Origin of the sequence: Streptococcus sp. 29892 (assembly GCF_032594935.1) — a bacterium.
GTDB classification, from domain to species: Bacteria; Bacillota; Bacilli; order Lactobacillales; family Streptococcaceae; genus Streptococcus; species Streptococcus hyiners.
The window spans coordinates 445,325-457,175 of the sequence record NZ_CP118734.1; the positions used below are offsets into that span (position 1 = coordinate 445,325).

The window sequence follows — 11,851 nt, forward strand, 5'->3', positions numbered from 1 at the left end:
TTTTTTTACAAATATTACAAAAATATTACACAAAGAATGTTATAATTTCTCCAACCACTCCTGGCAACCCTGTTTGACCATGCGATAGGTTTCTTGGAAATCCCCTGTGTACCAAGGGTCTGGGACTGACTTGTCTGCGAATTGGAAAATCTTATCTTGAGCATGGGCAGGTGCCATTTTCCGTAAATCACGGACGTTGTTGCTGTCCATTCCGATGATGACATCAAATTCCTCAAAGTCTGTTTGAGAGATTTGTTGAGAGGTTTTGGTTTGGTCATAAGGAATGCCATACTCCTGAAAAATTTGCTGGGTTCCTGGGTAAATCGGATTGCCATGTTCCCAGCTGGACGTTGCCCGACTTTCAATGTGCAGGCTATCAGTTAAATCTTTCATGACAAATTCAGCCATGGGGCTACGGCAGATATTACCCAAGCAAACAAAAACGATTTTTTTCATATAGAACTCCTTTTTTCTTTTATTATATCATTTATGTGGTGTAACTCTCTTAGATATGTTACAAAATTAGAACTTTTCTAATATAAGGTATATTTCTTGATTTTTATGATGTTTTTATTTATAATAGTTATAAATAAAAACAAAAAGGTGAACACTATGAAACAAAAGTATTTCCAAACACCAGCAGAAATTGCTTCCTTCAGCCCACGTCAATCATTGGCTGATTCTAAGGCTGTTTTGAATCAAGCAGTAGCAGATTTATCAGTGGCCCATTCTATCCTCCATCAAGTTCATTGGTATATGCGTGGTCGTGGCTTTATGATTTGGCATCCAAAGATGGATGAATATATGGAAGAAATTGATGGCTATTTGGATGAGATGAGTGAACGTTTAATCACCTTAGGTGGGGCACCATTTTCTACCCTAAAAGAGTTTAGTGAAAATAGTCAGCTTAAGGAAGTACCTGGTGACTACAATAAAACGATGGAAGAGCAATTGGCGCGTGTGGTAGAGGTGTTCCGCTATCTGGCTGCTCTTTTCCAAAAGGGATTTGATGTCAGTGATGAAGAAGGCGACAGCGTAACCAACGACATTTTCAATGTGGCTAAGGCTAGTATTGAAAAACATATTTGGATGTTGCAGGCAGAACTAGGACAAGCTCCGAAATTATAAATAGATGAAGGGTCCAGTAGGACTCTTTTTTTGCTGCATAGACGATAGTCGAATGAATTTGCAATTAGACAGGGTGGAAAACCCATGTAAAGCAAGATACTAATGAAGAGTGTAGCAAGTTGAAAGTGATCATGCCTCGAAGCGAATATATCATGATTAAATAGTGAGCGAAATAGATTTAGACTGAACAAAAATAACACCCCAGAAGTTAGATTTTTCTATCTACCTTTTGGGGTGTGGTTCAGTGACGCAAGGTTTTTTCCATAGCCTTGTGCTTATTCCTTATCGAAGGCCTTTTTGATACCGTCAACTGCACCTTCGATGCTGTCTTTTGCATCTTCAACCAATTCTTTTGCCTTGCCTAGACCTTTTTCTACAAGCCCTTCGACTTCAAGACCTTTATCGCCTGTTAATTTGCCCAAACCTTCTTTAACAGAACCTGTCAATTGGTCGAGTTTTGCATTCAATTTATCTTCTGACATCAGAAACCTCTTTCTATATTTCAAGGGTGGTTGCTCTCCACCGAGTTATCCTAACTGGTAGAACATGTTGATATATCTATACTAAGTCATTATGTCCCAAAAAGCAAGCGATTTGTTTGGAATTGAAGAATATCAAACATGACATTTGTCACATAAGTCAATGACAAAGGCTTCTAGTGGGGGTTTCATTTTCGATATATACTATGTATGTATCGTCATTTAGTTTTTCTTTTATTACTTCGACGAGCGAGGAAACGTTGTTTCCTTATTTCCAATTTCAAACACTCCACTGGAGTGTTTGAACTCGCCTTGCCTGATTGAAACAGTCTGGGGGACTGTTTCAAGTCAATGCCTAGAAACAAGAAAGCATTGAGTTATGCCTGCGGCTCGTTGCCTAGTACTAAAAGTAAACTAAAAGACTATAAGATGTTCAAGAAGTAGGAGGTAGAAAGATGATAGAAGTACGAGCGCTAGAAAAAATCATCAAAGGACGGACAATTTTGTCCAATATTTCCTTTGAAATCAAGTCTGGGGAATGTGTGGCTTTGATTGGTCCAAACGGGGCTGGAAAGACGACCCTCATGTCTTGTTTGTTGGGGGATAGGAGGGCGACGAAAGGCCAGGTTTTGTTGGACGGACTGCCTCCACAGGCTCAGTCTAATAAGGAAAAGGTGGCAGTCTTACCTCAAGAAAATGCTATCCCGACAGACCTGAAGGTCAAGGAATTGCTCCGCTTTTTCCAAGCCATCTACAAGGATAGTCTGACAGATGTGGAAATCGACAGCCTGCTCTGCTTTTCCCCAGAGCAAAAAAATCAACTGGCAGGTAAGCTATCGGGTGGTCAGAAGCGGCTCTTGGCCTTCGTCATATGCCTGATTGGCAAGCCCAAGTTGCTCTTCTTGGACGAGCCGACGGCGGGCATGGATACTTCGACCCGTCAGCGTTTTTGGGAGATTGTCCATGAACTCAAGGATCATGGTGTGACTATTTTTTATACCAGCCACTATATCGAGGAAGTGGAGCATACGGCGGAGCGGATTTTGGTTTTGCACCAGGGGCGGCTACTAAGAGATACCACGCCATTTGCCATGCGGAGTGAGGAGCAGGAGAAGGAAGTAACCCTGCCGATTGCCTTTGCGGCGGTGGTGGAGAGCTTGGCTGAAATCAATGAAATCAGCTATAAACAAGACACGGTCAGCTTCAAGACTCGAGCCATTGAGCAGGTTTGGGCTAGTTTGCAGGACGCAGGTTGTCGGATTTCAGACCTGGAAGTGCAGAATAAAACTCTGCTCAACAGCCTATTTGACAAGACGAGGGAGGAAGAATCATGAAAGCATTAGTTCAAGTAGAGGCGGTAAAATTATCCAGAAGTTTGGGAGTATTTCTCCTATCTATCGGTATGCCCGTCATCTTTTTCCTGATTTTCTCATCAACGATCCAGTTTGATGATGCGACCATGCAAAAGGCCTTTATCCAGTCCTATATGCTGACCATGACAGGTTTTTCCATGTCGGGCTTTGCCCTTTTCACCTTTCCCACGATGCTGGCAGAGGACAGAAAAAATAGCTGGTTGACCTTTATCCAGCATTCGCCCCTGCCAATCTGGCACTATTACCTGTCCAAACTGGTACGGGTCTTTCTCTGCTTTGTGTCTTCCATCGCCATTGTCTTTGCGGTCGGAGGCTTGGTCAAGGGTGTAGAGATGACAGCTCAAGAATGGTTGAATTCGGCTCTCTTGCTTTTAGTAACCTCTATCGTATTTCTAGCCATTGGCTTGCTTTTGGTGCAAATCCAGTCGGAACAAACCATGTCGGTAGTGGCCAACTTGCTCTACTTTGTTTTGGCTATCATGGGTGGATCTTGGATGCCTGTTTCCCTCTTTCCTGACTGGGTACAGCGAATTTGCAAACTTATGCCCAGCTACCATGTCAATCAGCTGGTGACCACCTATGCCCAAGAGGGAGATTTTCTCTGGAAATCCTTGCTAATTGTCCTAGGCTATGCGATAATTTTCTTAGGAATTGCTCTGGTGATGAATAGAAAAACGGAGCAACAGTGAGGTGACCCATGATTTTTGAAAAAAGAAAGATACCAGCCATGTATTTCGTGGGCATGGTCTTTCTCTATTTTCCACTTTATTACGCCCAGTATAGTCCAAATCCGACGGCTGTGGTTCTAGCCACCATTCTATTTGCCCTGGTCTATTGTTCTCTCTTTTACACCGACCACAAGCTCTATTCCATGCTGGGCTGGTTTTACCTGATTGGCTACGTCGCCGTCATGAGTTTTTGGGGTAATCTGCAATTTTCCCTCTTTATCTTCAACCTGTCCAATATGCTGGGCTGGTATTATAAGGAAACTCGGCCGACCTATCGGACAGTGTCCTATGGGATCTTATTGCTGGTCATTATCCTCTGGGCTCTTTTTGGGCCTGTTCCTTTCGAGATGCGGGCCTTTGCACTCATCATTCACTTTTTTGGCCTGGCTTTGTTGATTTTTAGCTGGATTGAAACCAAGCGGGAAGCCCTTCAGCAACGCCTACAGGAGCAGAATGCGTCTATCAATCTCCTGCTGGCTGAGAATGAACGCAACCGTATCGGTCAGGACTTGCACGACACACTGGGTCATGTCTTTGCCATGCTGTCTGTCAAGGCCGAGCTGGTCCAGACACTTTTAGACCATGATCAGATCGACCAGGCCAAGAAGGAGGTAGCAGTTCTTCAGACCTTGGCCAAGGACTCCATGCAGGAGGTCCGCCAGATTGTCCAGTCCCTCAAGCAGCACACCGTGGCAGAGGAACTCCAGATTTTGCAGCAGATGTTGGACTTGGCAGGAGTGGATTTGGTCGTCTTGGGCGGGGAAATAGCAGAGCAGCTCAGCTTGCCTGTCCAGAACAAGCTAGCTATGGTGCTGAGAGAGTTGGCCAACAACCTGCTCAAGCACAGCCAGGCTAGCAAATGCCGTTTGGTTTTCGAAAAAGACCAGCAAGAATTGGTTTTGCACTACGAAGACAATGGAGTGGGCTTTGCCCAATTGACTGGTCAGGAATTGCATACCATAAAGGACAGATTGGTAACGGTGAAAGGAAGTTTGGAATTTCTTTCTCTGGCAAAGCCCACCCGCCTGTCCATCCGAATTCCGTTTGAGGAGGTGGTAGAATGAGAATCTTAGTCGCAGAAGACCAAGCCATGCTGCGGGACGCCCTCTGTCAGCTCTTGGGTTTTCAAGATACGGTTGAGGCTGTTTTACAGGCAGAAAACGGCAGTCAGGCCATTGCTCTTTTGGAAAAAGAGCCCGTAGATGTGGTGCTCTTAGATATAGAAATGCCTGAAAAGACGGGCCTAGATGTCTTGGAATGGGTGCGGGGGCAAGCCTTGCCTGTCAAGGTTGTCATCATGACCACCTTCAAGCGACCGGGCTATTTCGAGCGGGCGGTCAAGGCAGATGTGGATGCCTATGTGCTCAAGGAACGCTCCATCGCAGACCTCATGCGGACCATTGAAACGGTCTTGGCGGGGCGGAAGGAATATTCGCCAGAATTGATGGACATTCTCCTGACCCAACGCAGTCCTTTGACTAACCTAGAAAGTCAATTACTCAAGCTGGTGGCAGAGGGGCTGTCCAATAAGGAAATCGCCAGCCATCTCCACCTGTCTGACGGGACAGTCCGCAACTACATGACCTCTATCCTGTCCAAGCTGGGTGCTGAAAACCGCACCGCTGCTGTTAAGATTGCACAGGAAAAGGGCTGGATAGCATAACGAATGAGATTGGGCTAGAACCCAATCTTTTTTGGCTTAAAAAATGACAAGACCGATTGCGTTTATGTATTGAAAATCTTCGGATATTCTGCTAAAATTTTATATATGAAACGACTATACGATGTGCAACAGTTGCTAAAACGTTTTGGTATAATCATCTATATGGGCAATCGTTTGTATGACATTGAGATGATGCAGATAGAGCTAAATCGTGTCTATCAGGCAGGTCTTCTGGATAGGTTGGACTACATGGAGGCTGAGTTGGTTTTACGACGGGAACATCGTTTGGAATTAGAGTATCAGCAGTTGAAGGAGAGTAAGTAGTGGAAACCTTGTGGGTATTTATTGTTTTTGTCGTCATTTTAGGTTCGTGGATGGGCTTTAATTATTGGAGATTGCGTCAAGCAGCGACAGTCATTGACAATGCTGCCTTTGCAGAGAAAATTCATGGAGGTCAGCTGATTGACCTACGAGATCCAAGTGAGTTCGGTCGCAAGCATATTCTGGGTGCCAGAAATATTCCCTACCAGCAATTACGCCAATCAACAGCAGCTTTACGTAAGGACAAGCCTGTTTTGATGTATGAAAACGATCGTGGTCAGTTGGTTACGCCAGCAGCTCTTTACTTAAAGAAACAAGGTTTTAAGGAGATCTATATTTTAAGCTACGGTTTAAATGGCTGGAATGGGAAAGTAAAATCTAGTAAATAACAATGACTCAGATCCTCTTAGGATAGGGAAGTCTAGTATTGATAACTTGAAACCTCAGAAAACAAATAGTTTTGGAGGTTTTCTTTTTTCGTTTTGAATAAGCCGTCCAGTCGTTTTTTTGTTATAATATTCTTTATGAGAATTGTATCAGGAATTTATGGCGGACGACCGCTAAAAACTTTAGAGGGTAAGACAACTAGGCCCACATCGGACAAGGTCCGTGGAGCCATGTTCAATATGATTGGTCCATATTTTGAGGGTGGTCGTGTTTTGGATCTCTATGCAGGAAGTGGCGGTTTGTCTATCGAGGCTGTTTCTCGCGGCATGGAGGCTGCAGTTCTGGTCGAGCGTGATCGGAGAGCGCAAGCTATTATCCGCGACAATATCCGCATGACCAAGGAGGACAGCAAGTTTCAGCTTTTGGCCATGGAAGCCAAGCAGGCTCTGGCTCACTTGAGCGGATCCTTCGACCTGGTCTTTCTGGACCCTCCCTATGCAGCCGAGGACATCGTAGCAGATATTACTGAGCTGTGTCAGCGCCAGCTTTTGTCCCAAGATGTCATGGTGGTCTGTGAAACGGATAAGGCAGTTTCTCTTCCGGAGGAAATAGCAGAGCTGGGCATCTGGAAGGAAAAAATCTATGGAATTAGTAAGGTAACCGTTTATGTCAGATAAGATTGGAATGTTCACAGGATCCTTTGACCCCATTACCAATGGGCATCTGGATATCATCGAGCGAGCATGTGGCCTGTTTGATAAGCTTTATGTGGGTATTTTTTTCAATCCTAATAAAATTGGTTTGTTTACAGGTCAGGAGCGACTAGCCCTTCTACAAAAAGTTTTTGAGGGAAATGAGAAGATTGAGGTCTTTTTAGCTGGTCAGGAATTGGTGGTTGATGTGGCCCGTGAGCGACGGGTTAGTCATATCGTTCGAGGTCTGCGTAATGGAATTGACCTTGAATATGAAGCTAATTTGGACTATTTTAATCGCCAACTAGCTCCGGAACTTGAAACGGTTTATCTCATGTCTAAACCAGAGTATCGGAATATATCTTCTAGTCAAATCAGAGAATTGATTCATTATCAGCAAGATATTAGTCCCTATGTTCCCCCAGTTGTCAGTGAGGAGATAAAAAAGAATGAAGAAAAATAAGAAATTACTACTGATTAGCTCCATTGTCTTAGGTACTTTATTGATTTGGTTTACGGTCTTTGTCCCCCTGCCATACTATCTGGAAAAGCCGGGAGGGGCTTCGGATATTCGTCAGGTTTTGACGGTCAATGACCAAGAAGACAAGGAAACTGGTTCTTACAATTTTACCTACGTTTCAGTCCAGCAGGCAACGGCCTTGCAACTCTTGGCAGCCCAGTTTGACCCTTACACAAGTGTTAGTTCAGCAGAGGAGATGACAGGTGGAGCAGATAGCGAGGAATACTTCCGCATTGCCCAGTTCTACATGGAAACTTCGCAAAATATGGCCAAGTACCAAGGTTTGACCCTGGCTGGTAAAGAGGTCAGCATGGATTTCTTCGGAGTTTACGTTCTAGCTTTGGCCGAAGATTCAACTTTTAAGGAAATTCTCAATATTGCCGACACGGTTGTTAGTATCAATGGAAAAACCTTTGAATCCTCACCAGACCTGATTAAATATGTCAGCAGTTTGGAATTGGGCAGTGATGTGACCGTTGGTTATGTAAGCGGTGGTCAGGAAAAATCAGCTGATGGTCACATTATCAAGCTTTCAAATGGCAAAAATGGAATCGGGATTACTCTTGTTGACCATACGGAAGTGGAAAGTTCAGTGCCGATTGAATTCCAAACTGGCAATATTGGTGGTCCAAGTGCTGGTCTTATGTTTACCCTTGCTATCTATACGCAACTAGCTGATCCAACCTTGCGTGATGGGCGCGTGATTGCAGGAACTGGAACCATTGAGCAAGATGGTAGCGTTGGTGATATTGGTGGAGCAGATAAGAAGGTCTTGTCTGCAGCCAAGGCTGGAGCAAGTATCTTCTTTGTTCCCAATAATCCAGTTGATGAAGAAATCTTGAAAGAGGATCCAACGGCTAAAACCAACTATGAAGAGGCTAAAGAAGCTGCTGAAAAGGCAGGTTTGGACATTGAAGTTGTACCTGTCAAGACAGCTCAGGACGCCATTGACTATTTGAAGCAAACCAAGGGCGAGTAATTCGTCCTTTTTGCTATTTCATTAAAATTGTCTGAAATTTCTCCTAAATACTAAACCAGAAGAATTTCAGGTCAAATCGTGGTATAATAGTAGGGTTAGATAGAAATATACTGTATGAAGAAATTACAAGATTGGAGGATTCATGAAAAAAGATATTTCACCAGAAATGTATAACTACAACAAGTATCCTGGACCAAGTTTTGCTCGTGTGGGGGATAAGGTTGTATCTGAAAATATTGAACTAGACCTTGTGGAAGACTATAAAGAGGCTTTTGACCAGACTATTTTCGGTCAGCGTTTTTCACAGTTGATGCTCAAGTTTGACTATATTGTCGGCGATTGGGGCAATGAGCAATTGCGTTTGAAGGGCTTTTATAAGGATGATAAGACTGTTAAGTCTGACTCTAAAATCAGTCGTTTGGATGATTATTTGACAGAATTCTGTAATTTTGGCTGTGCTTATTTCGTCTTAGCCAATCCAAATCCGCAGGACTTGCCTGTTGAGGAGGAGGACAGACCCCGTCGCAAGCGGAGTCGTTCCCGCAATCGCAACAGAAATCAGCAGAGGACGGAGCCTATTGCACCAAAAGACAACAAGAATAATCGCAATGACCGTCAGAAAAAAGGGAAGCAGCAAAACAAGCAGTCGGAACAGCGTCATTTTTCTATGAAAAATGCTGGGGTTAAGGCTATTCAGACGGAGCGTAGTCAAAAACGTGACCGTAAGCAGAATAATCGGGAGATGAATGAGGCTAAGCGTAGCTTTGTTATCCGTCAGAAGTAGGGAGAAAGATGAAACCATCAATTTATGCCTTTAGTCAAGCCAATCTAGTGGATTGGATTTTAGAAAATGGGGAAAAGAAATTCCGTGCGACACAGATTTGGGAATGGCTCTATCGTTCCCGTGTCCAGTCCTTTGCGGAAATGACCAACTTGCCCAAGTCATTGATTGAAAAATTGGAAGAAAACTTTGTGGTCAACCCACTCAAGCAACGGATTGTACAGGAGTCTAAGGACGGGACGATCAAATACCTGTTTGAATTGCCAGATGGCATGCTGATTGAAACAGTTCTCATGCACCAGCATTATGGTCTGTCAGTCTGTGTAACAACTCAGGTAGGTTGCAATATTGGTTGTACCTTCTGTGCTTCTGGTTTGATTCCTAAGCAACGTGATTTGACCAGTGGTGAGATTGTGGCTCAGATTATGTTGGTGCAGAAATACCTGGATGAGCGTAATCAGAATGAGCGTGTCAGCCATATCGTAGTTATGGGTATCGGTGAGCCGCTTGACAACTATGACAATGTTATGACCTTCTTGCGTGTGGTCAATGATGACAAGGGCTTGGCAATCGGTGCCCGTCACATCACGGTTTCGACTTCTGGCTTGGCACCAAAAATCCGTGATTTTGCCCGTGAAGGTGTTCAGGTCAACTTGGCAGTTTCTCTCCACGCGCCAAATAACGACCTTCGTTCCAGCATCATGCGGATCAACCGTCGTTATCCAATCGAAGTATTGTTCGAGGCAATCGAGGACTATATCAAGGTAACCAACCGCCGTGTGACCTTTGAGTACATCATGCTCAATGAAGTTAACGACGGAGTTGAACAGGCGCAGGAATTGGCTGATTTGACCAAGAATATCCGTAAATTGTCTTATATCAACCTCATTCCATATAACCCGGTTAGTGAGCATGACCAGTACAGCCGTTCAACTAGAGAGCGGACCCTGGCTTTCTTTGATGTTTTGAAGAAAAATGGGGTCAACTGTGTTGTTCGTCAGGAACACGGTACAGATATTGATGCGGCTTGTGGTCAGTTGCGTTCCAATACGCTCAAGAAAGACCGCGAAAAGGCGCGTGCTCGTATTGCAGCCGCAAAAGCAAAGGCAGGTATTGGAGCATGAGAAGATTCTTCCAAGCAGATGGGAATCTGACCAAGCTAGGAAGACAAATTTGTAAAAGCTTAGCTGGGGCCTATGCTCTGGCTATTGTTTTACTCTGTTTCCTACCGCAGTCTTGGTACCCCCAGTACAAAGACTTTTCCACACCAGGCATCATTCAGATTGGGCGGCTCTATCTACTCCCCACTCCCTTTAATAGTATTGTCAATGGTGATAAGGTAGATAGCCTAGCAGATTTGGGCTGGATATTCTTGCAGAATTTTACCAACATTTTTCTACTCTTTCCTCTGGTTTTTCTTCTCCTTTTCCTTTTGGAAAAATGGCGGAGCCTTGGAGCAGTCATTCGTTATACCTTTTGCATGAGCCTGTTTATTGAGTGCACTCAGCTATTGCTAGACATACTCATTGATGCGGGGCGAGTGTTTGAAGTGGATGACCTCTGGACAAATACACTTGGAGGTGTTTTGGCTTATGGCCTCTATCGTTGTTTTATTCATACTATTATGGATTGTAAACTAGATAAGTAATCGCCGGCGATTGTCCAGAGTATTCTGAAAATTTAGAAAAATAATTGACTTATTGTAAATAATAACGTATAATTGTAGGTAATTTAAGATAAATCTTATCGCTTTCAAGGAGTGAAGGATTTTATCTTAAATAAATCCTTTTAGAATACGGACCAATTTATCGTGCATCTCCGTATATCTGGAGATAGAGGTATGGCCTCCCCTAGTCAGTGTCCATTACCACCCAGTCCGTTTCGTATTTTCCTCTCCCTATCTTCCAGAGAGGAATTTTCTGTTTAGACTATACAAAAACCCCTGACGATTGAATATGGTCAGGGGTCAATTTTATTTCCAAAAGTCATCAAAAATTGTGATTGGCAGGTGGCGTTTGTGGGCTGTTTTATTCCACCATCCTTCGATAATGGTTTGGGCTTGAGGGTCGATGGTTTTGCCTCCTAGATAGTCGTCAATTTGGTTATAGGTAACACCAAGAGCGACTTCATCCGCCAAGCCTGGTTTGTCCTCTTCCAAGTCAGCGGTAGGGACTTTGAGGTAGAGTTTTTCATCTGCTCCCAAGGCTGCTAGAAGTTGCTTACCTTGACGCTTGTTAAGGCGGAAGAGGGGCAGGATATCTGCACCGCCATCACCGTGCTTGGTAAAGAAGCCAGTGATGTTTTCAGCTGCATGATCGGTTCCAATCACAGCTCCCTTGCGTTCACCAGCCACTGCATATTGGGCAATCATACGCATGCGGGCTTTAGCATTTCCCTTATTAAAATCAGACATAGAAAGCCCATTTGCATTGACTGCAGCCACCATGGCATCTGTTGATTCTTTGATGTTGATGGTTAGGCTGACATCTGGTTGAATAAAGGCTAGGGCTGCTTGGGCATCGGACTCGTCAGCCTGCACACCGTAAGGGAGGCGGATAGCGATAAATTGGTAGGAGTCGTCACCTGTTTCCGCCCGCATTTCTTCCATAGTCAACTGGGCCAAACGACCAGCCAAGGTTGAGTCTTGTCCACCTGAAATACCCAAAACATAGGTTTTCAAAAAGGGATGTTTTTTCAGATAGTCTTTGAGAAAGTCGATGGAGCGACGGATTTCTTCATTGGGGTCAATGCTTGGCTTGACACCTAGTTCCTTGATAATGGTTTCTTGTAGGGTCATTGG

At 44.1% G+C, this 11,851-nt stretch carries 16 protein-coding genes; 13 read left to right on the forward strand and 3 right to left on the reverse strand.

Translation table 11 applies throughout. The features are described from left to right. Positions 1–39: 39 nt before the first annotated feature. A complete protein-coding gene (locus PW220_RS02395; protein ID WP_248055987.1) occupies positions 40–456 on the reverse strand; it encodes a low molecular weight protein-tyrosine-phosphatase in 417 nt (138 codons plus the stop codon). Between the two features lie 156 nt (positions 457–612). On the opposite strand from PW220_RS02395, the gene PW220_RS02400 reads away from it, so the two are divergent. Then, positions 613–1,128, forward strand: a complete 516-nt coding sequence (locus PW220_RS02400) for a Dps family protein (RefSeq protein ID WP_248032587.1) — start codon at positions 613–615, stop codon at positions 1,126–1,128. 275 nt (positions 1,129–1,403) lie between these two features. On the opposite strand, the gene PW220_RS02405 is transcribed toward PW220_RS02400, so the two are convergent. Then, a complete protein-coding gene (locus PW220_RS02405; protein WP_158456683.1) occupies positions 1,404–1,610 on the reverse strand; it encodes a CsbD family protein in 207 nt (68 codons plus the stop codon). Between the two features lie 452 nt (positions 1,611–2,062). On the opposite strand from PW220_RS02405, the gene PW220_RS02410 reads away from it, so the two are divergent. From PW220_RS02410 to PW220_RS02465, 12 genes are all read left to right on the forward strand, one after another. Beyond that, the gene (locus PW220_RS02410) at positions 2,063–2,941 is read left to right on the forward strand and encodes an ABC transporter ATP-binding protein (protein ID WP_248055986.1); all 879 of its coding nucleotides are present in this window, start codon (positions 2,063–2,065) and stop codon (positions 2,939–2,941) included. Continuing rightward, complete coding sequence (locus PW220_RS02415; RefSeq protein WP_248055985.1) at positions 2,938–3,669, forward strand: ABC transporter permease; 732 nt, start codon at positions 2,938–2,940, stop codon at positions 3,667–3,669. The genes PW220_RS02410 and PW220_RS02415 overlap by 4 nt, the downstream gene beginning before the upstream one ends. Before the next feature lie 8 nt (positions 3,670–3,677). After that, on the forward strand, positions 3,678–4,772 hold the full coding sequence (locus PW220_RS02420) for a sensor histidine kinase (protein ID WP_248055984.1): 1,095 nt from the start codon (positions 3,678–3,680) through the stop codon (positions 4,770–4,772). Then, positions 4,769–5,371, forward strand: a complete 603-nt coding sequence (locus tag PW220_RS02425; protein WP_248055983.1) for a response regulator transcription factor — start codon at positions 4,769–4,771, stop codon at positions 5,369–5,371. Before PW220_RS02420 ends, PW220_RS02425 begins: the two co-directional genes overlap by 4 nt. Before the next feature lie 105 nt (positions 5,372–5,476). Continuing rightward, positions 5,477–5,695 (forward strand): YqgQ family protein, encoded by a 219-nt coding sequence (locus PW220_RS02430; RefSeq protein WP_105118437.1) that lies wholly within the window; start codon positions 5,477–5,479, stop codon positions 5,693–5,695. Further along, positions 5,695–6,081, forward strand: a complete 387-nt coding sequence (locus PW220_RS02435) for a rhodanese-like domain-containing protein (protein ID WP_248055982.1) — start codon at positions 5,695–5,697, stop codon at positions 6,079–6,081. Before PW220_RS02430 ends, PW220_RS02435 begins: the two co-directional genes overlap by 1 nt. A 135-nt stretch (positions 6,082–6,216) precedes the next feature. Continuing rightward, complete coding sequence (gene rsmD / locus PW220_RS02440) at positions 6,217–6,756, forward strand: 16S rRNA (guanine(966)-N(2))-methyltransferase RsmD (protein WP_248055981.1); 540 nt, start codon at positions 6,217–6,219, stop codon at positions 6,754–6,756. After that, positions 6,746–7,234, forward strand: a complete 489-nt coding sequence (gene coaD / locus PW220_RS02445) for a pantetheine-phosphate adenylyltransferase (RefSeq protein WP_248055980.1) — start codon at positions 6,746–6,748, stop codon at positions 7,232–7,234. The genes rsmD and coaD overlap by 11 nt, the downstream gene beginning before the upstream one ends. Further along, the gene (locus PW220_RS02450) at positions 7,221–8,270 is read left to right on the forward strand and encodes a SepM family pheromone-processing serine protease (RefSeq protein WP_248032602.1); all 1,050 of its coding nucleotides are present in this window, start codon (positions 7,221–7,223) and stop codon (positions 8,268–8,270) included. The genes coaD and PW220_RS02450 overlap by 14 nt, the downstream gene beginning before the upstream one ends. Before the next feature lie 142 nt (positions 8,271–8,412). Further along, positions 8,413–9,054: a YutD family protein gene (locus tag PW220_RS02455; protein ID WP_248055979.1), complete on the forward strand. Its 642-nt coding sequence runs from the start codon at positions 8,413–8,415 to the stop codon at positions 9,052–9,054. Positions 9,055–9,062: 8 nt separating this feature from the next. After that, positions 9,063–10,175 (forward strand): dual-specificity RNA methyltransferase RlmN, encoded by a 1,113-nt coding sequence (rlmN, locus tag PW220_RS02460; RefSeq protein ID WP_105118431.1) that lies wholly within the window; start codon positions 9,063–9,065, stop codon positions 10,173–10,175. Further along, complete coding sequence (locus PW220_RS02465; protein ID WP_105118430.1) at positions 10,172–10,699, forward strand: VanZ family protein; 528 nt, start codon at positions 10,172–10,174, stop codon at positions 10,697–10,699. The genes rlmN and PW220_RS02465 overlap by 4 nt, the downstream gene beginning before the upstream one ends. A 324-nt stretch (positions 10,700–11,023) precedes the next feature. Here PW220_RS02465 and nadE read toward each other — a convergent pair whose 3' ends face one another. Beyond that, the gene (nadE, locus tag PW220_RS02470; RefSeq protein ID WP_248055978.1) at positions 11,024–11,848 is read right to left on the reverse strand and encodes an NAD(+) synthase; all 825 of its coding nucleotides are present in this window, start codon (positions 11,846–11,848) and stop codon (positions 11,024–11,026) included. Between the last annotated feature and the right edge of the window lie 3 nt (positions 11,849–11,851).